Origin of the sequence: Streptococcus ratti FA-1 = DSM 20564 (genome assembly GCF_000286075.1) — a bacterium.
In the GTDB taxonomy this organism is placed as follows: Bacteria; Bacillota; Bacilli; order Lactobacillales; family Streptococcaceae; genus Streptococcus; species Streptococcus ratti.
Genome location: NZ_AJTZ01000003.1, coordinates 146,654 through 167,916 on the forward strand (window position 1 = coordinate 146,654; position 21,263 = coordinate 167,916).

The window sequence follows — 21,263 nt, forward strand, 5'->3', positions numbered from 1 at the left end:
ATCAAATTGTCTGAATCTGATAACCTATTTTATGCCAGAATAATTCATCACTGCTATCTTAATCAAAAAACAAGGAGCAAAGCTCCTGTTAGCTAAGCTCCTAAAAATGCTATCTGTTTTACCGCCTGATTTTTTTATCCTTGCCAATGCTTCTTGGCATCAAAAGCTTCTCCTACAGTCGTATGAGAAGCAAGCTCAATGATGCCGCGTTTTTGCGGAGCATTCGGCAGAGCAAGTTCTCGCGGTGCGCACATCATACCAAAACTCTTTTCACCTCTGAGCTTCCCTGGAAAAATCAAGCTGCCGTTTGGCATCATGGCACCTGGCAAAGCAACAATTGTCTTTAAACCGAGAGTTGCATTGGGAGCACCGGCAACTATCTGAATAATTTTATCGTCCGCTACCTTAACTTGACAAATATTGAGATGGTCACTGTCCGGATGGGGAACCATTTCAACAATTTCACCAACCACAAACTTAGGATTTGAGTCGTTTTCTAGGCTTTCTTGAAATCCTTCCTTAGCTAATTCAGAATTTAAAACAGCTATTTGCTCATCCGTCAGCGATACCTGGCCAACTCCCTCAAGAGCAATCAGTTCAGACACTTCAAAAATATTCCAGGCAACCGTTTCATTATTTTCTTGCAAAAAAACACGAGCAACTCTCCCCTTGCGCTCAGAAGACAGTTTACCGCCCTTGCTGTCTTTGACAATAATCATCAAAACATCACCGACATATTGTTTATTGTAAGTAAAAATCATTTCTATTCCTTTCAATTATGCAGTTTTCAAATAAAACTTAACGTCAATTAGCTAACAGAGACTTTAAGACTGATGCGCCTTGAATTCAGCCAAAAAGGCATTGATTTGGGCTTTTGTCTTGCGCTGTTTATTAACCAAACGTCCGAGTTCTCTCCCATTTTCCACCACAATAAAACTTGGGATACCAAAGATATTCCATCTTTGAGCCACTTCCATAAAGGCATCGCGATCCACACGCACAAAAGTAAAATCGGAATTTTCCGCTTCAATCTCAGGCATGGCTGGATAAATAAACTGGCAGTCCGGACACCAATCTGCTGTAAAAAAGAAGACAGTCTTCTCCCTTTGTTCCAGATACGCGGCTAATTCTTCATAGGACTGCGGAGCAATCATCTTTTTTCCTCCCTATAATCAATGCTGCCATTTTGATACGTAAATTGATAGATAGTATCATCCTGCATGACTACACCGCCGCGAAGCTGTTTTTTGTCAGATTCAAATTCATTGATATAAAGAACAGCAATCTCACCAAATCGGCTAAAAAACTGCCGGATTTTCTTTTTAATCCTGTTTCGCCTTTGATCTGCCAAACGCTGCTTAATAATCAGGCCGGCAAGAGCAGCACCGCCTATTCCCGCAAGACCGGCAGACACCAGTGTTATTTTTTTACTTTTCATAAGCTTTATTTTATCATAAAACATGCTAAAATATAAAGTATAGAATTAAGCAGGGATTTAAGAAGTACATCTGACAAGGCTTAGTTGACACATCCCCTTATAACTATGAGAGGTAAAAATGACAGATTTATTTGATAAAATCAAAACCGTCACTGAATTAGACGGTATTGCCGGTTATGAAAATACGGTTCGCGATTTTCTGCGTTCTAAAATAACACCTTTAACAGATGAAATCCAAACAGACGGGCTGGGCGGCCTTTTTGGCATCAAACACAGTTCTGCTGAAAAGGCACCTCGAGTTATGGTCGCAGCCCATATGGATGAGGTTGGCTTTATGGTCAGTCAGATCAAAGAAGACGGTACGCTGCGCGCTCTGGCTATCGGCGGCTGGAATCCTTTGGTTATCAGCTCCCAGCGTTTTACCCTTTATACTCGGGACAATCAGGCCATCCCCCTTATTTCTGGCTCTGTGCCGCCGCATTTTCTGCGTCACAGCAACGGCTCTCCTTCACTGCCAAAAGTTGAAGATATTGTCTTTGACGGAGGCTTTGCTGATAAGGCAGAAGCTGAGTGTTACGGTATTTCTCCAGGCGATATTATCGTGCCGCAGACAAAAGCTGTTTTAACAGCCAATCAAAAAAATGTTATCTCTAAGGCTTGGGACAACCGCTATGGAATTCTTATGGTAACAGAATTATTAGAAAGCCTCAAAGACCAACAGATAGACAGCACTCTCATTGCCGGCGCCAATGTTCAAGAGGAAGTAGGCCTGCGCGGAGCTCACGCTTCAACAACTCAATTTGATCCAGAACTCTTCTTTGCAGTTGATTGTTCGCCTGCCGGCGATGTTTACGGCGATCAGGGAAACATCGGACAAGGAACCCTGATTCGCTTCTACGATCCGGGACACTTGATGCTTAAAAATATGCGGGATTTTCTGCTGACAACAGCAGAAGAAGTTGGCATTAAGTACCAATACTATGCTGCCAAAGGCGGAACAGATGCCGGTGCAGCTCATCTTCAAAACAACGGAATCCCTTCTACAACTATCGGTGTCTGCGCCCGATATATTCACTCACATCAAACACTTTATTCTTTGGATGATTTTCTGCAGGCGCAAAATTTCCTCCAAGCTATTATAAGAAAACTTGACCGCTCAACGGTTGAGCTTATTAAAAATTACTAGAAAGGACGAGATAGAACAAGTGCTTTATGTTCTCAGCTGAGTTAATCAATAACAGTCTCATTAGCACCTTGCATCTCTCAAATCTCTCATTATGATTATTGGATTTATCGGCGTTGGAAAAATGGCCAGCGCCATCATTACTGGACTAAAAAAAACAGAATTCAAAGTAATCATCTCAGACAGCAATCCCGACAAAAGCAGGAAAAAGGCCGAAGCATTGGATGTTGATTTTGCAGCCTCTCAGCAAGATCTTATTGACAAAGCTGACCTTATTGTTTTAGGCCTTAAGCCACAGGTTCTGCCTCTTGTTCTAACAAATTTGGATATTAACAAGCCTATTCTTTCAATGGCTGCCGGAACAAGCTTGAGCCGTTTAGCTGAACTAACTCAGGCAGGCCTGCCTATTATCCGTATTATGCCTAATCTCAATGCAGAGCTGCTTCAGAGCACTACTGCTATTTGCCGAAATAATACGGTCTCTGATCAACTCTTTGAAACAGCCAAACAAATTACTAACTCATTCGGCACAACCTTTGAAATTGCTGAAAAAGACTTCGATACTTTTACTGCTCTGGCAGGCTCCAGCCCCGCCTATATTGCCCTTTTTATTGAAGCTCTGGCTAAGGCCGGTTTAAAATATGGTTTTTCTAAAGATTTGGCTCTTGATATTGTCAGTCAAACGGTACTGGCTACCAGCCAGAATCTGCTCTCAAACAGCATCAGGCCCAACGATTTTATTGACAAGGTTTCAAGCCCAGGCGGTACAACCATCGCAGGGCTCTTAGATCTGGAAAAAACCGGTTTTACTGCCAGTACTGTCTCAGCTATTGATACAACTATCGAAAAAGCTAAAAACATGTAAAAGAAAAATGCTCGTAAAGCTACTTATACTTTGCGAGCATTTTATTTTTAAATGATAATTGAAAATCTGTAAACGAGCCATTTCCCCCAGCAAAGAAAAAACAAAAGCTTCAAACTTACTGACTCATCATATTCGTCACAAGTATGGCAACAAACCCTAAGGCATTGTTAAGACCGTGTATCCAAATACTGTACTCCAGATGCTTAAATCTGTAGCAAACAATAGCTAAAACAGCTCCCATACCAACATACAAGACAAAGCTGCCAATATCGCTGGGCCCGTGGAGCAGGCCGAAAAGCAGAGCGCCAAGAGCAAATCCCAAACCTTCAAACCGCTTTGAAAATAATTTAGGAATAAGACCTCTAAAAATAATTTCTTCCGTTAGAGGAGCTACAATAACAATAAAGATGAACATAAGCAAAAGCGAGGAATTTTCAAAGAGCTGATCAATCGTTGCCTGATTGTTCGTAGTCGTCTTACCTTCTATCGTTAAAATAATGCCGCCGATAAGCTTGACAATAAATAATGCTATAAATCCCAGCGAAACCACCGCAAAAGTTTTCCAGCTCAGCCAGTGCTTGATTCCAGAACTAAGCAGTTCTTTGCGTCTAGCCAACACATAAAAACCAGCAATCACAAGGACTTGCATAATAACAATCGTTAATGTTTGCCACACATTAAGAACTGAGCTCTCCTTTTTCCAAATTATCATTACTAAATCAGGTACCTGACTCACAACAAATAAACCAGCAATAGCGACTGCAGCCGCTGCTTTTTTTAAAATTCCTTTCATATCTCTCCTTTGACTAATAAATATTTTTCCATAATTTTACAGAAGGTTAACCTTATAATTCCTGCCCAGTAAAATGAAAAACCAGCTGCTCAAGTGATTATTGCAAATCTTTTTCGCATACATAACTGAGCTTTGATTTAACAAAAAAGTTGATAGGTAAATATCTATCAGCTTTTTCGGTCTTATCATAAAATGTGATAACTTATTTAACTTTCAGACGCTCAACATCACGCGCAATGACAAGCTCTTCATCGGTCGGGATAACCAGCACTTTGACCTTAGCATCATCCGACGATACCACACCATAGGCTGGGCGCACTTCATTCCTTTCAGCAACAATATCCGCACCAATCCATGAAAAGTGCTTGATAATTTCTTCTCGAATATGAGCATCATTTTCACCAATACCTGCTGTGAAGACAATAGCATCAACACCATTCATTACTGCTGCGTAGGCACCGATATGTTTAACAATACGGTCAACAAACATAGCATAAGCCAAGGATGCATCCTTATCACCATTTTTTGTTGCTGTCTCAATCTCACGCATATCATTAGACAATCCTGAGATACCAAGCAGACCAGACTCATGATTGAAAATACGGCGAATATCTTCTGGCGTTTTGAAATCATCTGTGTTATCCATCAGATAAGGAATAATCGCAGGATCCAAATCCCCCGTACGCGTTCCCATCATAACACCGCCCAGCGGAGTGAATCCCATGGAAGTATCCACCGATTTTCCGCTGTCAACCGCTGTGAGAGAAACACCGTTTCCCATATGAGCCGTAATAAGTTTAAGCTCTGCAATAGGCTTACCTAAAACTTTAGCCGCTTCATGAGCAACATAATAGTGGCTGGTACCATGAGCCCCATATTTACGGATTTTATTTTCTGTAAAGTATTTATTTGGCAATGGGTAGCGGTAAGCAACCTCCGGCATTGTTGTGTGGAAAGCTGTATCAAACACCACAACACTGGTAATGTCTGGAAGAATTTCTTTAAATGCTCGTATTCCTGCAGCATTAGCCTTGTTATGCAGGGGTGCCAAAAGGGCTAGCTCTTCAACTTTTTCAATGACCTCTTCACTGTCCACCAGAACAGACTCATTAAAATAAGTTCCGCCTGCAACCACACGGTGCCCTACACCTGTAATTTCATCATAAGATTTGATAATTCCTAGATGAATTAAATCGTCCAAGAGAATCTTTACAGCAGCCGTATGATCTTTAATCGCCAAAGTTTCAGAAACATTTTGGTCATCAAATTTTACCGTTGAAATGGCGTCTTCCTTACCAATACGCTCTATTAAGCCCTTTGCTAATACTTTTTCTTCAGGCATTTGATAAAGCTGCCATTTCAAACTTGAAGAACCTGCATTAATAGAAATTGTTTTTGACATAAGATACCCCTTCATGAAATCGTTTACGATAATATAAGATTATTATAGCAGATTATCATTTAAATGACATTATCTTCCTTCCATTTTTTAAAATTTTTCATGAAACTTCGTAAAATATCAGGATTCTGTAAATCCGTCAGCGGGTAAACAAAGGTCTCGCAATCTTGTGTTTCCTGCTTCTTTAAGATAAAAATAGATTTCATATTATTTTTATGACTAAAAACTTTCTCCGGTAAAGAGATAACCGATAAAACAGCAGCTTTTTCCTGCAACCACGCCTTTAATAAAGGGCTCTGTTCGCTGGTCAGCAAGTCGACAGGTGCTAGAAAAATAGCCAGTCCATTTTTCTTTAAATACTTAAACGACTGCTCCATTAAAAGATGGTGAGCATAGGTGTGACCTTCTGCCGCTGCAACTTCGTAGCGTTTAGCAATGTCATTGTTAGGATAAAAACCAACAGGCAGATCACTGATAATAACATCACTTTCCTTTAAAATTTGCGGCCGCACAGCATCTTCTTGAATAAAATGAACAGGAGAATCTAAGACATCTGCAACACTTGCGGATAAATCAATCAAAAGGTCATCCACCTCAATACCCATATAGTCTAGCTCTTTCGAACTATTATTAACCAGCGTTTCAGCGAGATTTCCTGTTCCTGAACCAATTTCAAGAACATCTAACTGATCACTGTCAGTCAATTCTTCCAGTAAATAAAGAAGTATAAAGCCGATACTGTCTGGAGTAAACTGATGGTTTGCTTGCAGCTGAGAGTCTTGAGCTGCCTTAATAAACAGAAATTGAAAGGTTCTGCGCCACTCTTCTTTACTGAGATTCAGCTGCCGTAACTGATAATTGTTCTGTCTAATCATGTCATCGGCTCCGTCGGCTCCCAGATAATAAGCATTTTGCTCAATTAAAGCATCGTAAAGATTTGTCTGAATTTTCGCTTCCAGTTGCTGACAATTATCTAATAGTAAATTGTAGGCTGTTTCTATTTTTTCAAAATCCATAATTTCCTCCAGCACCTATCATATCAAAAATAGATGGAACTGGCAAAATCAATTATGTGTTTGAGAACGTCTCTTTTCCCTTGATTCTTCAGGGGGTGTTTTCTCTTTTTCAAGCTTCCTTTCAGCCAACTTTTCCTTTGTCTTAGCACTCTCTTTTTTAAAGTGATAGCGGTAAGACTGACCGCTTTTCAAATGTACTTCAATCAGAATCTTCTGATTCTCCTTCTGATAAATTGAACTGCCATAATTAAAAGTAAACTGCCCACTGTTCTCTTTGGCTAAATCCTGAGTCAATTCTGCTATAAGGTAAGCCTGACTGGCTGATAATTGTAACTGATTCTGCCTTTGCGTCACAAGAACACGGTTAAGATAAAACTGCAATAAAAGGCTAAATATTGCTGCCATTAACAAGGCATATAAAAGAACACCTGCCTTAACTTTTTTCATCAAATGCATAGACAAAAGTCCTTTCTAATCCATCATCAAAAGTAATATCTAGCCTCACAATTTCTCCGGATTGATTAAAATAAGCTGTCTTAACCCCTGTCAACATAGGCTGATAACCACGCCCGTCAGCATTTGTCTTCCTAAAGTCTGTCGCTTTAGACTTGCCAAAAGCCAAATTCTGTCCTTCTTTACTGACATAAAGTTTATGGCTATCTAATTTCTGCAGACTTGTCCCCTCAAGTTCTGAACGAAATTGCTGGCAAAAGAGCAGCCATTTATCTTTTTGATTATTTGACAAATAGTGAATATTACTGCTAATCACTTTAGTTAAGCCACTGTAAACTGAAACACTGCCGGCAATGACAAGCAGGGCAACCAGACACTCCAGAAGTGTAAAAGCTCTTAATTTATTCTTTAACAAGACTTATGACCTCCCTTTGCTCGTGGTAAACGGCGATTGAAGTTTCATCTCTGATAACCCTCACACTGATACCATTGAGGCTCAGCTTATCTTGTTTCGTTTGAACAGCCATTATCGCTGCGTTCATCACTTCTTGTCTTTGCAAATTGTCGGCTGCCCTTTTTTGATCATGATTAATCTGCTGAAGAATTAAAGATGTGATTGTTACTAAAAGACCTAGAGCAATTAGGCTTTCAAGAAGAATATAAGCTTTAATTTTCTGTCTTTTTATATTGACCACTCCCTATGTATAATTGATAAGTTACTGTCTTTTTTGGAGTCTGGAAACTAAGTTTAGCTAGCGACGAGTTCCCGCCTGCTTGATCAAAATGCAGCGTCATGTCTTTTCCTAATTTAATATGCTCAGGAACATCAAGCGTCTCAAGGCCATTAGAAATTTTTCCTTTATCTAAAGTCAGAGTCATTTCCTGTTTAGATAGAGCACTGAACTTCTGTGTGTCACGATAAAGATGCTCAAATGACAGAAAAAAGAGCTGCTCTTCTACACTGGCAAAGGTCTGCTCAATTCCCCCAGACAGACTCAGAATTAAAAAAGCTGTAATGGCTAGAGTTATTAGGCTCTCCAAAAGAGTAAAAGCTTTAACTTTAATTCGCCACATGGCGTGCCTTTTCAGGATGTTTTGCATAATAAGCCTTATAAGAATTTGCCTGTTCCTGAGTAATATTACCGCTAGCTACTAATTTTGAAAGGGTTGCCGAGTCAGTCTTATCCAATTCATACAGTTCAGCCTGACTTTCGACAACTTTGACAACAGCCGAATTGCCTGTATCCTTTACCTTATCTTTTTGCTTTGTTAAATTAGGTACAAACAAAAGCAGCAAAACACTGATGATTAGCAAAACGACTAGCATTTCAATCAATGTGAACCCTTTAACGGTAACTTTCTTTAATTTTTTCATTACAAATTGACCTCCATATTTTGATAAATCGGCAGCAGCATTGCCGCATAAATCATCACGATAATCACCGCTACCAGAACAAAGACAAGAGGCTGGATGAGTTGCATAGCCTTATTGAGTCTGCTAAAGAAATGTTCCCAACTCTCCTCAGCATAGATCTCAAGCTCACTGCCCAGCTTTGACTTTACCTCCCCATATTCAATCATTAGGCTAAGCTCTCTCAAAAAGAAAGGATAGTCTAAAACTTTCTGATGAAATTCCCGACCGGATATAAGTGCTATTTCCATATCCTTACCTATTTCTCTAAAGAGCTTTGATTTTTGCTTTTGCATCAAGCGAACAATCTGAGACATCTCTACTCCCTGTCCTATAAGATTACCCCATTCTCGTGCATAATAAGCTGTCAAATACAGCCGAAAATAGCTGCCAACAAATGGTAACTGACTGCAAACTGCCACTAAGCGAATCTGGCTCATTCGTCTTGAAGAAAAATAAAGAAATCCCGTTAAAAATATGAAAAATCCGCAGACTAAGAGAAAAATAAACGGAAAATGAGAAATAAGTTCTGTCGCAAAATTTCCATTTTCAAGCTGAGGAAGCAGGTAATTTTTTAATCCTAGCATGATGAGAATAAGAAAAATGATTAAAATAACAGGATAGGTAGCTACCTCAATTAGTTTCTTTTTAACAACAATAAGGTTGCTTAAGTAGGACTCGATCTTTAAGAGACTTTTATGAGTATTCCCATGAATTTCAGAAAGCGCCAACTGTGTAACGACATTGTCTGAAAAACCTAAGGAACTCATTATTTCCGCTAGATTCAAGCCGTTTAGAAGCCCTTGACGCATGCTGTCTGTGTAAACCTTTGCCAGTAAGCGGCTTCGCTCTAAAAAATCTACAATTTCAGTCAGGTTGAAGCCGCTGGCAAAAAGATTATTAAATAATTGAATAACTTTCCTTTGTTTTTCACTCTTCAATTTTTTCTGTTTCGGCTTCTTCCTTAGTGATATATCCTTCTGCAAAAAGGCTGTCAATTTGCTTATTCCACCTTTGAGCTGAATGTTTCTGGTAGTTTCTTTGGGCAAAATCAATTACACCTCCTCCCTTAATTAAACGTTGGTAAGCAATTCCACGCAAAGCATTTCCCAGCTCCTCTTGGCTGACACCCAATTCCAGCAGTCTGGCATAGACGCCGGGAATACTTTTAGCATGAACAGTTGAAAAGACAACCGCCCCAGTCAGACTCGCTCTAATAACCGCTCGCGCGGTCTCCTTATCTCTGATTTCCCCAATAATCAAAACGTCGGGCCGATGCCTAAGAGACAGCTTAATAAGACTGTCATAAGTCATATCAATACTTTCATTAAGCTGCAGCTGCAGCATATTGTCTTGTTTAATTTCCACGGGATCTTCAATAGTGATTACCTGCTTGCTGCTAAATTTCTCCTTAACAAGCTGGTACATAAGGGTAGTTTTCCCGCTGCCAACTGGTCCTGAAAAAAGATAAAGTCCCCTCCCCTTGATTTCCTTTAAAATGAGCTTCATACCATTAAACCAGAATTTTAAATCGTGACGGCCGTCAAATAAGAGACGAATGACCAAACTTTCGTAACCGCGGTAATCCCCGACACTTGACAGCCGTAAAGAGATGGTCTTGCCGTCATCATAATGATAATCACAAGCTCCTAGCTGGCTTCGTCTCTTCTCACCAACATTCATTCCTGCGACAAATTTAAAATGGCTGATTAGATTTGCCATAAACTGATGTTCGTAATCATCAATAAATCTCCTTTCATCACCGATCCTCATGTAAAGCTCATAAGCTTCCGCCCGCGGGATCATATAAATATCCTGCGCCTTTTCCTCAACTGCCTGAGCAATTATTTTTTTCCCTAAATCCTGAACCATAGTACCTCCTCTCTTGATTATTCGAAAAAGCCCAAGGAAATTCCTTGGACTTTTAATGATTTATTGACAAACTGGGAAAAGCCACTTGAAATTGGCTGCCCTGGCCTATTTGAGAGGCCAGAAAGATTTGGCCTTGATGCACATGCACAATCTCTTTCACCAAGGAAAGTCCCAAACCTGAACCTGACTCTTCCGTTTTGTGTCGAGAACTGTCAACTTGGTAGAAGCGATCCCAAATTTTAGCCTGCTCCTCCTGAGGAATACCTGGTCCATTATCTTTAACCTTAAGGTAGGTCCAGCCATCAGCTGCTTCTACCTTCACCTCAATCCTATCCTTGGTAAATTTAAGCGCATTTGACAGGAGATTATCCAAAAGCCTGAGCAAAAGGAGCTCATTCCCCTGAATCATACAATTTGGAACAATGGCACTTTCAAGTGTCACCAACTTTTCTTGACAGAGTTTTTGAAATTCTTTCAGGCGTCCAGCAACCAAGTCCGATAAATTAAGCCCTGAAAGAGCTTGAATCCTTCCAGAATCTATTTTGGACAGGTCCATAATTTGATCAATCAGCTCTCGCATCCGTTTGGCCTGACGATTGATAATCTGATGTGACTCTTTAGCCTCATCCAGCGTATCAGCGTAATCAGCGCCATACTGACTTTCGGATAAAATGACCGCAACAGGTGTCCTTAATTCATGCGAGACATCATTATTAAACTGCTTTTCACGCTCAAAAGACGCTTCAACAGAATCCAGCATATGGTTAAAGGTCTGTCCCAAACGATGTAATTCATCGTCCTTAGGTCCCAATGCAATCCGCTTCGAAAAATCCCCTTCTCGCTGAATGGCAAGAGCCGTCTGGGACATCTGCTCAACCGGACGAAAAGCCCTCTTCAAGATAGCATATCCCCCCCAGATGATAACTGTCAGCAAAACAGGGCTGACCAACACCATCACGATAAACAAGAGCATGACATCATCATTAAGAGACGTTTTTTCCATCATAGCTCTCAGCCACGAGGAACCACCATTGGAAAATTTAACATCAAAATAATAATAGGTTTTCCCATTGACCGAGTACTCCTTAACTTGCCCGCCATTATAGGCAAGGCCTTGCTTAAAACCCTTAGGGAAAGCCCCCTCTGAGACCGATCCGTCTGATTGGTAAATGGCATAATAAATCCCGTCATCAAAAGACTCATAATCTTCCTTGTCGTGACTTATTTCTCTGGCAGATCTTTCCAATTCTCGCCGATGCTTAGCATCTGCAAAAGAACCTGAGACCATAAAAGCAGACACCAACATGAACAAGACCAGCAAACTAATAAAAATACTGTACCATAATGTGACCCTAAAAATAATACTAGTCTTCAAGATGGACATCTTTTTGCCAAATGACATAACCCAAACCTCTCTTTGTCTGAATAAGTGAATCCTGTCGGCTGTCTCCTATTTTACGCCTGATATTCTTGATTAAAACATCAATAATATTTGATTCACCCTCATAATCAAAATCCCAAACGTGATTTCTGATCTTCTCTCTGGATAAAACCTGATTTTGATTGCGGGCCAGATACTCTAAGACTTCGTATTCCTTAGCTGTGAGATCAATGATTTCCCCTTCTTTCAACACCAGCTTCTTGGACATATCCAAAGTAATCCTGCCCAGTTTAAGGCAATTATCGGCTGATGGTCGGTAACGGCGCCTCAGCATAGCCCTGATACGCGCTAACAGCTCCTCAAATTCAAACGGTTTGATCACATAATCATCTGCTCCCAAATCAAGCCCCTTAATTCGGTCTTCTAAGGCATCTCTGGCAGTCAGCATCAAAACAGCTACCTTATGATTATCCTGCCTCAAACGCTGAATAAACTGAAAACCGTCTATTCTTGGCATCATGACATCCAGGATAATGACATCATAATCACCTACCGCCAGATAATCAAGCGCCTCCTGACCGTCAAAAGCCGAATCAACACTAAACTGATTTTTCTTGAGCAATTTCGTCAAACTCTGATTCAAATCCCTCTCATCTTCAACCAGTAATAATTTCATATCACCTTATCCCTCTTTGAGTCTTTTCTTTATTATAACCTATTAAACGGTCTTTTTAAAAGGCCGCCGACCACAAATCAAACGAACAAATTTTGCTGGACACAAGAAGAAACCTAAGACAAACTTAGGTTCCAGTCAGAGGCTTAATCTTCATCATGATCCTCATCATGATCTTCGTCATGTCGGTCGTCATCTTGATTGAGACTAACCGTCTTTTCTTTAGTCACCTTGCCTGTATTAGCATCCACGACAGCTTTAATTTCTTTGCTGTCGCTGACAAGTTCAACATCATAAACCAGTTTTGTACCCTTATACTCAAGATCGACATTAACCACCTTGTAACCAGAATATTTCTTCGTTAAGGATGTCTGAAGTTCAGACAGGCTTCTCTTAGGGCTGGCTTTGGCTAACTCTTTTTCTTCACTATCAGTCGAAGACAGTTTTTCGTTGGAAGAACGTAAAATTTCTCCCGAATTGGCATTAATCGTATACTCTTTCTCAGCCTTATCTGTTAAGACGGTAACATCATAGCGCAGGCTACTTCCTTCGTCATCAATGTCAATAGCAACAACTTTCCCTGACTTAGCTTCCTTAAGAGCAAGCTCACTTGCCTTGACCAAGGAAATTTTTGCTTTGCTAATATCTGATGCGCTAAGATCACTGTCAGCCTGAGCAGCTTTTACTGAAAAGATCATACCAGTTGCCACAACAAGACCTGACATCCCTAAAACAACTGCTTTTTTGCCTAACATATGAAATACCTCACTTTTAAATAATTTTTATTTTATAGGTTAAGTATACAAACAAAAAATGAACTGAAGATGAACCAAGGCAAAAAAGTTTAAAAAAAAAGAAACCGGAGTAAAAATACCCAGTTTCTTGTAGGATAGTCGTTAGTTTAAAGAGGTTATGGCTAAGCAGTCTTTTTTTGGATCAGCCACCTCTCTTTAGCCGTCTTAAAGCAGCACAATCCTAGGAAATAACCCTTTGAGGGCCCTCCTATTTGCCGATTAAAGGGCAGGCCGGTTTGGGATGAGGTTGATTATTACGACGGTTATAGCCCGGCCGGTACCATTTTTTAGGAATTTTATGCCAATCTGTCAAGAGAAGTAAAGAATGGAATTGCTGAAGGTAGTCATCACACTCCTCACACCAGCACTGATCCTCTTCATCCCAAAAAGCTGCCATAATACTGCTGCGGCTGTCAAAACTTGAATGAGAACCGCGCAAGTTTATCCATTCCTTTTTATAACATTTCAGAGCTTCATAATAATGGTCAAACTCATAGACCTGAACAATGTCATCTTTCCAGCCATCTAAGAACCACCAGGGTTCCATATCGCCGTACATTTTTACTACTTGATACATAGACGTTACTTCCTTGATAGTTTCATTATATAGGAAAAGATTCAATTTTAAAAAAGTTTTGCTCATTTGTGAGAAAAATTAGAATTGTAATAGAAAAAGCCCTGCTAAGCAGGACTTTTTCTATTCTGTTACAAGATTCTCATCTTCTTCAGTATCTTCAATAAGCTCAACTTCATTAACAGCCTGAGGCTCAATATTGCGATAGCGGGCCATACCAGTACCGGCTGGAATAATCTTACCGATAATGACATTTTCTTTAAGACCAAGAAGGTGATCTTTCTTACCGCGGATAGCTGCATCTGTAAGAACACGAGTTGTTTCTTGGAAGGAAGCTGCTGATAAGAAGGAATTGGTTTCAAGAGAAGCCTTGGTAATTCCCATGAGAACTGGACGGCTTGTTGCAGGAATGCCGCCAGCAATAACAATATCCTTATTAGCATCTGTAAAGTCAGCAATGTCCATCAGAACACCTGGAAGAAGATCTGTATCTCCTGGATCCATAACACGTACTTTGCGAAGCATTTGGCGAACCATAACCTCAACGTGCTTATCTCCGATCTCTACCCCTTGGCTGCGGTAAACTTTTTGTACTTCAGAAAGAAGGTAAGTTTCAACAGATAAGGTATCACGGACTTCCAGCAAATGTTTGGGCTGAATAGAACCTTCTGTCAGCGGTGCACCACGATGAACTTCATCACCCACTTCAACTTTCATGCGGGCTGTAAACGGTACAGTATACTCGCCTTCCCCCGTTGCACCTTTAACATAGACCTTCTTAGTGCGGGTAGCTGCATCTTCTTCAATATCCGTGACTTGCCCTTTAACTTCTGTAATGACAGCTTCACCTTTAGGATTGCGGGCTTCAAAGATTTCCTGAATACGAGGAAGACCCTGTGTAATATCGGCATTGGAAGCAACACCGCCCGTGTGGAAGGTACGCATAGTCAGCTGTGTACCTGGTTCACCGATTGATTGGGCAGCAATCGTACCGACTGCTTCACCAACTTCAACAGCATCGCCTGTTGCTAAGTTGATACCATAACAGTGGCGGCAGACTCCATGACGCGTGTTACATGTAAAGACTGAACGGATAGTCACTTCAGTAACACCAGCATCAACAATCTTACGAGCCATGTCTTCGGTGATTAACTCATCAGCTCCAACAAGAACCTGTTCTGTCTCAGGATGTTTAACTGTCTTCTTAGTGTAACGGCCGACGAGGCGTTCTTCAAGCGTTTCAGTTACTTCCTTACCATCAGTAATAGCTGTAATTGTCAGACCTCGGTCAGTATGACAGTCATCTTCACGAATAATAACATCCTGTGCAACGTCAACCAAACGGCGGGTCAGATAACCTGAGTCAGCTGTCTTAAGCGCCGTATCGGTCATCCCTTTACGAGCACCGTGAGTTGAGAAGAACATTTCCAGAACTGACAGACCTTCACGGAAATTAGACAGGATAGGAAGTTCCATGATACGACCGTTAGGAGCAGCCATCAAGCCGCGCATACCGGCAAGCTGGGAGAAGTTAGAGATGTTACCGCGTGCTCCAGAGTCCATCATCATAACAATTGGATTCTTAGCATCCTGTGTCTCAACCAAACGCTCTTCCAGCTTTTCCTTAGCATCACGCCAAGTCGCAGTAACAGCTTCATAGCGATCGTCATCAGTCATCAGACCGCGGCGGAAAGCTTTGGAAATTTCTTCAACACGATGGTGAGCCGCATCAATAATTTCCTGCTTGTTATCAATAACCGGAATATCTGCAATTCCCACTGTCAAACCAGCTAGGGTTGAGTGGTAGTAGCCGAGATCTTTCAGGCGGTCAAGGAAGGCTGAGGTTTCTGTTGTGCGGAAACGTTTAAAGATTTCAGCGATAATGTTTCCAAGGTTTTTCTTTTTAAACGGAATATTTAAATCAAGATTTTTGATAACTTCCTTGATGTCAGAACCAGGAGTTAAGAAGTACTTATCAGGAGTTTTGTCTGTTAAGTTGGCATTGTTTGGTTCCTGAAGGTAAGGAAGATCTGCCGGCATAATATCATTAAAGAGAATTTTACCAATAGTTGTAATCATGATTTTATGCTTTTGTTCATCTGTCCATGGTTTGTCGGACATGCTGTCAACAGCAATACCAACACGGCTGTGCAGATGCACATAACCATTGCGGTAAGCCATAACAGCTTCATCACGATCCTTAAAGACCATGCCTTCACCTTCACGGCCAGCATCTTCCATAGTCAAATAGTAGTTACCAAGAACCATATCCTGCGAAGGCGTTACAACTGGTTTACCATCTTTAGGATTAAGAATGTGTTCAGCAGCTAACATCAAGAGACGGGCTTCTGCCTGAGCTTCTTCTGACAGCGGCACGTGAATAGCCATTTGGTCTCCGTCGAAGTCGGCATTGTAGGCTTCACAGGCAAGCGGATGAAGTCTGAGAGCTTTACCGTCAATCAAAACTGGTTCAAAAGCCTGAATCCCTAAACGGTGAAGGGTCGGTGCGCGGTTAAGAAGAACAGGGTGCTCTTTGATAACTTCTTCGAGAATATCCCAAATACGGTCATCTCCGCGCTCAATCAAGCGTTTTGCTGCCTTAACATTTTGCACGATGTCGCGAGCGACAATTTCACGCATGACAAAAGGCTTAAAGAGCTCAATAGCCATTTCACGCGGAACACCACATTGATACATCTTAAGTGTAGGACCAACGGCAATAACCGAACGGCCTGAAAAGTCAACACGTTTACCGAGCAAGTTTTGACGGAAACGCCCCTGCTTACCCTTAAGCATATGGCTCAAAGACTTAAGCGGGCGGCTTCCGGGTCCTGTGATAGGACGGCCGCGGCGACCATTGTCAATCAAAGCATCTACCGCTTCCTGCAGCATTCTTTTTTCATTTTGAACGATAATGCCTGGAGCGTTCAATTCAAGCAGACGTGCCAAACGGTTGTTACGGTTGATAACACGGCGGTAGAGGTCATTTAAGTCAGAAGTTGTAAAGCGGCCGCCGTCCAACTGCAGCATTGGACGAAGATCCGGAGGAATAACAGGCAGGATGTTAAGCACCATCCATTCAGGTTTGTTGCCTGATTTTTGAAAGGCGTCAAGAACATCCAAACGGCGGACGGCCTTCACGCGTTTTTGTCCAGAAACTGTTTTTAATTCAGCTTTCAGCTCTGCAATTTCTGCTTCTAAATCAACACGTTTCAAGAGATCTTGGATAGCTTCGGCACCCATTTTGGCAACAAACGATCCCGGACCGTATTCTTGAAGTTTTTCGCGGTATTCGCGCTCAGTCAGGAGAGACTTTGGCTCAAGCGGTGTATCCTTGGGATCAATCACCACATAAGCTGCAAAGTAAATAACTTCCTCCAAGGAACGAGGACTCATATCAAGGGTGAGACCCATGCGAGAAGGGATACCTTTGAAGTACCAGATATGAGAAACAGGCGCTTTCAATTCGATATGTCCCATGCGTTCGCGGCGGACTCTGGTACGAGTCACTTCAACACCGCAGCGGTCGCAAATAATCCCCTTGTAGCGAATACGTTTGTATTTACCGCAGGCACATTCCCAGTCTTTCGTTGGACCGAAAATAACCTCATCAAACAGACCATCACGTTCTGGTTTTAAGGTCCGATAGTTGATTGTTTCAGGTTTTTTAACCTCGCCGTAAGACCATGAGCGGACTTTATTAGGCGAAGCTAATGTGATTTGCATACTTTTAAAACGATTTACGTCAACCACTATTTTTACCTTTCTTATGATTATCAGCAGCCAGACTGCCTAAAACAATTTTAAACAGCTAGCAGTTTATTTATCTGTTATTTTTCATCACCATTTGCAAATTCGGCAGCTTCAATAACTTGTTTTTCACGCGCTTTTTCAAGATCATCAACATGCATGATATCTTCATCTTCGCCTTCATCAAGGTCGCGAAGTTCAACTTCTCTGTCATCTTCATCAAGAACGCGCATATCAAGTCCCAATGACTGCAGTTCCTTCACAAGAACGCGGAATGATTCCGGCACCCCTGGTTTTGGAATTGGGTTGCCCTTGGTAATGGCCTCATAAGCCTTAAGACGGCCTGTGATATCATCAGACTTGTAGGTCAAAATTTCTTGCAGAACGTTTGATGCACCGTAAGCTTCCAACGCCCAAACTTCCATTTCACCAAAACGCTGTCCGCCAAATTGAGCCTTACCTCCCAGCGGCTGCTGAGTAATCGTTGAGTAAGGACCAACAGAACGAGCATGCAGTTTATCATCAACCATGTGGTGCAGTTTAATCATGTACATAACACCGACAGATACACGGTTGTCAAATGGTTCACCAGTTCGGCCGTCATAAAGAACGGTCTTAGCATCAGAAGCCATACCGGCTTCTTTAACAGTTTCCCAAAGGTCATCGGATGTTGCACCGTCAAAGACCGGAGTTGCAATATGAATGCCTAAGCTGCGGGCAGCCATACCAAGATGGAGTTCCATAACCTGTCCGATATTCATCCGTGATGGCACCCCAAGAGGATTTAGCATGATATCAACAGGAGTTCCGTCTGGAAGATAAGGCATGTCCTCAACAGGTACAATACGTGAAACAACACCTTTGTTTCCGTGACGTCCGGCCATTTTATCCCCGACTTTGATCTTACGTTTTTGTGCAATGTAAACACGAACCAGTGTGTTAACTCCTGACTGAAGTTCATCACCATTAGCACGGGTAAAGATCTTAACATCGCAGACAACACCATCTCCGCCGTGAGGTACACGAAGCGAAGTATCGCGCACTTCACGTGACTTATCACCAAAGATAGCATGCAAGAGACGTTCTTCAGCAGTCAGATCTTTTTCACCTTTAGGAGTTACTTTCCCGACAAGGATATCTCCTTCTTTTACTTCGGCACCAATGCGGATAATACCCATCTCATCAAGATCTTTGAGGGCTTCTTCACCAACATTTGGAATCTCACGGGTAATTTCTTCAGGGCCAAGCTTTGTATCGCGGGTTTCTGACTCAAACTCTTCTAAATGAACCGATGTATAAACATCGTCTTTAACCAGACGCTCACTCATAATAACAGCATCTTCAAAGTTGTAGCCTTCCCATGTCATGTATGCGACGATAGGGTTTTGACCGAGAGCCATCTCGCCTTTTTCCATGGAAGGTCCGTCAGCAATGAAGTCTCCCTTTTCAACACTGTCGCCTACTTTAACAAGTGTCCGCTGGTTATAGGCAGTTCCTGAGTTAGAACGGCGGAATTTTGTAATATTGTAAACATCAAGGGAGCCGTCTTCACGGCGGACTTCAACCTTGTCCGCATCAGAGTAAACAACCTTCCCATCATTTTGAGCAATAATAGCAGCTCCTGAATCATGGGCAGCCTGATATTCCATCCCTGTTCCAACAAGCGGAGCTTTTGGATCAATCAAAGGCACAGCCTGACGCTGCATGTTGGCACCCATAAGAGCTCGGTTGGAGTCATCATTTTCAAGGAATGGAATACATGCTGTTGCAACCGCAACTACCTGTTTAGGTGAAACGTCCATGTATTCTACAGAACTTGCTGGGAATTCTTGGTTGTTCCCTTGGTGGCGACCCATAACGATTTCTTCAGCAAATGTGCCGTCTTCATTGAGTTTTGAATTTGCCTGCGCTACTGTAAATTCATCTTCTTCATCCGCAGTCAGCCATTCAATCTCATTGGTAACCACACCTGTAGTGCGGTCAACTTTGCGGTAGGGTGTTTGGATGAATCCGTATTTGTTCAGATGCCCGTAAGAAGACAGGTTATTAATCAAACCGATGTTAGGTCCCTCAGGCGTTTCAATTGGACACATGCGGCCATAATGAGTGTAGTGTACATCACGCACTTCATAGCCAGCACGGTCGCGGGTCAAACCACCAGGCCCTAAGGCCGACAGGCGGCGTTTGTGAGACAGCTCAGACAGCGGATTGTGCTGATCCATGAACTGTGACAATTGAGAAGAACCAAAGAATTCTTTGATAGCAGCTGTGACCGGGCGAATATTGATAATTTGCTGCGGTGTCAGAACCTCATTGTCCTGAACAGACATCCGTTCACGGACATTGCGCTCCATACGCGCCAAACCAATACGGAATTGGTTCGCTAACAGCTCACCTACTGCACGGATACGACGGTTCCCTAAATGGTCGATATCGTCAACCTTACCAAGCCCTTCAGCCAGGTTAAGGAAGTAAGACATCTCCGCTAAAATATCTGCCGGTGTCAGATGACGCACTTTGTCGTCTGGATTAGCATTGCCAATAATCGTCACCACACGTTCCGGATCAAGCGGTGATACAACTTTGAATTTTTGCAAAACAACCGGTTCGGTTAAAACGGCGTAGTCATTTGGGGTGTAGACAATTTTATTCAAATCACCGTCTAAATGTTCCGCAATTGAATCCAGTACTGAGCGCGTCAGTTCCGTACCTGATTCCACAAGGATTTCTCCTGTTTCTGGATCTACCAAGTTTTCAGCAAGAACTTGATTCAAGAGACGGGTCTTGACGTTTAATTTTTTATTAATTTTATAACGGCCAACAGCTGCCAAATCATAGCGGCGAGCATCAAAGAAGCGAGCAATCAAAAGGCTGCGCGAGCTGTCCGCTGTCTTAGGTTCACCCGGACGCAGACGTTCATAAATTTCTTTGAGGGCTTCATCTGTACGAGAGTCATTAGGATTCTTGTGGATATCTTTTTCAATAGTATTGCGAACCAATTCGCTGTCGCCAAAGATATCAAGGATTTCATCATCGCCGGAAAAACCAAGAGCCCGAACGAGTGTTGTGAAAGGAATTTTACGTGTCCGGTCAATTCTTGTGTAGGCAATATCCTTAGAGTCAGTCTCAAGTTCAAGCCAAGCACCGCGATTGGGAATAACAGTAGAGCCGTAGCCGACCTTACCGTTTTTATCAACCTTATCATTAAAGTAAACACCTGGTGAACGAACTAACTGGGAAACAATAATCCGCTCAGCTCCATTGATAATGAAGGTTCCCATTTCAGTCATCAGCGGAAAATCGCCAAAGAAAACTTCCTGAGTCTTGATTTCACCAGTCTCTTTATTAATTAGGCGGAAGGTCACAAAAATCGGCGCTGAATAATGTGCATCATGAGCGCTTGCTTCTTCCAAAGTATACTTAGGTTCCTTAATTTCATACCCCACAAACTCGAGTTCCATGGTTTCAGTAAAGTTTGAAATAGGAAAAACATCTTCAAAAACTTCCTTAAGACCAGTGTCTAAAAAGTCTTTGAATGAGTCCGTTTGAATTTCAATCAAATTTGGTAAATCAAGAACTTCTTTGATTCTTGAAAAACTGCGACGAGTACGGTGTTTACCGTATTGAACTTCATGTCCTGCCAAGTTTTAACTCCTTCTTC

21 protein-coding genes are annotated in these 21,263 nt (G+C 41.8%); 2 read left to right on the top strand and 19 right to left on the bottom strand.

Translation table 11 applies throughout. The annotated features are described in order from the left end of the window. Nucleotides 1-134: 134 nt before the first annotated feature. The 3 genes from ytpR to SRA_RS01450 form a co-directional block, all read right to left on the bottom strand. On the bottom strand, nucleotides 135-761 hold the full coding sequence (gene ytpR / locus SRA_RS01440) for a YtpR family tRNA-binding protein (protein ID WP_003086821.1): 627 nt from the start codon (nucleotides 759-761) through the stop codon (nucleotides 135-137). 63 nt (nucleotides 762-824) lie between these two features. Then, on the bottom strand, nucleotides 825-1,154 hold the full coding sequence (locus SRA_RS01445) for a thioredoxin family protein (protein ID WP_003086824.1): 330 nt from the start codon (nucleotides 1,152-1,154) through the stop codon (nucleotides 825-827). Continuing rightward, nucleotides 1,151-1,438, bottom strand: a complete 288-nt coding sequence (locus tag SRA_RS01450) for a DUF4651 domain-containing protein (RefSeq protein WP_003086826.1) — start codon at nucleotides 1,436-1,438, stop codon at nucleotides 1,151-1,153. Before SRA_RS01450 ends, SRA_RS01445 begins: the two co-directional genes overlap by 4 nt. 118 nt (nucleotides 1,439-1,556) lie before the next feature. Here SRA_RS01450 and pepA point away from each other — a divergent pair, with 118 nt between their 5' ends. Together pepA and proC are read left to right on the top strand one after the other, a co-directional pair. After that, nucleotides 1,557-2,624 (top strand): glutamyl aminopeptidase, encoded by a 1,068-nt coding sequence (gene pepA / locus SRA_RS01455; protein WP_003086829.1) that lies wholly within the window; start codon nucleotides 1,557-1,559, stop codon nucleotides 2,622-2,624. A gap of 91 nt (nucleotides 2,625-2,715) precedes the next feature. Beyond that, on the top strand, nucleotides 2,716-3,486 hold the full coding sequence (gene proC, locus SRA_RS01460; RefSeq protein WP_003086830.1) for a pyrroline-5-carboxylate reductase: 771 nt from the start codon (nucleotides 2,716-2,718) through the stop codon (nucleotides 3,484-3,486). A gap of 115 nt (nucleotides 3,487-3,601) precedes the next feature. Here proC and SRA_RS01465 read toward each other — a convergent pair whose 3' ends face one another. From SRA_RS01465 to rpoB, 16 genes are all read right to left on the bottom strand, one after another. Then, nucleotides 3,602-4,279, bottom strand: a complete 678-nt coding sequence (locus SRA_RS01465; protein WP_003086831.1) for a CPBP family intramembrane glutamic endopeptidase — start codon at nucleotides 4,277-4,279, stop codon at nucleotides 3,602-3,604. Between the two features lie 202 nt (nucleotides 4,280-4,481). Beyond that, on the bottom strand, nucleotides 4,482-5,681 hold the full coding sequence (locus SRA_RS01470; protein WP_003086832.1) for an acetate kinase: 1,200 nt from the start codon (nucleotides 5,679-5,681) through the stop codon (nucleotides 4,482-4,484). Nucleotides 5,682-5,740: 59 nt separating this feature from the next. Next, a complete protein-coding gene (locus tag SRA_RS01475; RefSeq protein ID WP_003086833.1) occupies nucleotides 5,741-6,694 on the bottom strand; it encodes a class I SAM-dependent methyltransferase in 954 nt (317 codons plus the stop codon). 48 nt (nucleotides 6,695-6,742) lie between these two features. Beyond that, nucleotides 6,743-7,150 (bottom strand): competence type IV pilus minor pilin ComGG, encoded by a 408-nt coding sequence (gene comGG, locus SRA_RS01480; RefSeq protein ID WP_003091335.1) that lies wholly within the window; start codon nucleotides 7,148-7,150, stop codon nucleotides 6,743-6,745. Continuing rightward, nucleotides 7,128-7,562: a competence type IV pilus minor pilin ComGF gene (gene comGF, locus SRA_RS01485; protein WP_003086836.1), complete on the bottom strand. Its 435-nt coding sequence runs from the start codon at nucleotides 7,560-7,562 to the stop codon at nucleotides 7,128-7,130. Before comGF ends, comGG begins: the two co-directional genes overlap by 23 nt. Then, nucleotides 7,549-7,842: a competence type IV pilus minor pilin ComGE gene (comGE, locus tag SRA_RS01490; RefSeq protein WP_003086837.1), complete on the bottom strand. Its 294-nt coding sequence runs from the start codon at nucleotides 7,840-7,842 to the stop codon at nucleotides 7,549-7,551. Before comGE ends, comGF begins: the two co-directional genes overlap by 14 nt. Continuing rightward, nucleotides 7,814-8,221 carry a competence type IV pilus minor pilin ComGD gene (gene comGD, locus SRA_RS01495; protein WP_003086838.1) on the bottom strand — a complete coding sequence of 136 codons (408 nt, stop codon included), beginning with the start codon at nucleotides 8,219-8,221 and terminating at the stop codon, nucleotides 7,814-7,816. The genes comGE and comGD overlap by 29 nt, the downstream gene beginning before the upstream one ends. Then, the gene (gene comGC, locus SRA_RS01500) at nucleotides 8,208-8,522 is read right to left on the bottom strand and encodes a competence type IV pilus major pilin ComGC (RefSeq protein ID WP_003086839.1); all 315 of its coding nucleotides are present in this window, start codon (nucleotides 8,520-8,522) and stop codon (nucleotides 8,208-8,210) included. Before comGC ends, comGD begins: the two co-directional genes overlap by 14 nt. Then, nucleotides 8,522-9,565, bottom strand: a complete 1,044-nt coding sequence (comGB, locus tag SRA_RS01505; RefSeq protein ID WP_404827213.1) for a competence type IV pilus assembly protein ComGB — start codon at nucleotides 9,563-9,565, stop codon at nucleotides 8,522-8,524. The genes comGC and comGB overlap by 1 nt, the downstream gene beginning before the upstream one ends. Beyond that, entirely contained in the window at nucleotides 9,489-10,430 is a 942-nt protein-coding gene (comGA, locus tag SRA_RS01510; protein WP_003086841.1) for a competence type IV pilus ATPase ComGA, read from the bottom strand. Before comGA ends, comGB begins: the two co-directional genes overlap by 77 nt. A 52-nt stretch (nucleotides 10,431-10,482) precedes the next feature. Further along, a complete protein-coding gene (locus SRA_RS01515; protein WP_003086842.1) occupies nucleotides 10,483-11,832 on the bottom strand; it encodes a sensor histidine kinase in 1,350 nt (449 codons plus the stop codon). Further along, a complete protein-coding gene (locus tag SRA_RS01520; RefSeq protein ID WP_003086843.1) occupies nucleotides 11,795-12,487 on the bottom strand; it encodes a response regulator transcription factor in 693 nt (230 codons plus the stop codon). The genes SRA_RS01515 and SRA_RS01520 overlap by 38 nt, the downstream gene beginning before the upstream one ends. Nucleotides 12,488-12,630: 143 nt before the next feature. Next, nucleotides 12,631-13,239 carry a PepSY domain-containing protein gene (locus SRA_RS01525; RefSeq protein ID WP_003086844.1) on the bottom strand — a complete coding sequence of 203 codons (609 nt, stop codon included), beginning with the start codon at nucleotides 13,237-13,239 and terminating at the stop codon, nucleotides 12,631-12,633. 247 nt (nucleotides 13,240-13,486) lie between these two features. Next, nucleotides 13,487-13,855, bottom strand: coding sequence for a DUF1033 family protein (locus tag SRA_RS01530; RefSeq protein ID WP_003086846.1), 369 nt, complete (start codon nucleotides 13,853-13,855; stop codon nucleotides 13,487-13,489). A 120-nt stretch (nucleotides 13,856-13,975) separates the two neighbouring features. Next, complete coding sequence (gene rpoC, locus SRA_RS01535; RefSeq protein ID WP_003086847.1) at nucleotides 13,976-17,605, bottom strand: DNA-directed RNA polymerase subunit beta'; 3,630 nt, start codon at nucleotides 17,603-17,605, stop codon at nucleotides 13,976-13,978. A gap of 77 nt (nucleotides 17,606-17,682) precedes the next feature. Then, the gene (gene rpoB / locus SRA_RS01540; RefSeq protein ID WP_003086849.1) at nucleotides 17,683-21,246 is read right to left on the bottom strand and encodes a DNA-directed RNA polymerase subunit beta; all 3,564 of its coding nucleotides are present in this window, start codon (nucleotides 21,244-21,246) and stop codon (nucleotides 17,683-17,685) included. Nucleotides 21,247-21,263 lie beyond the last annotated feature (17 nt).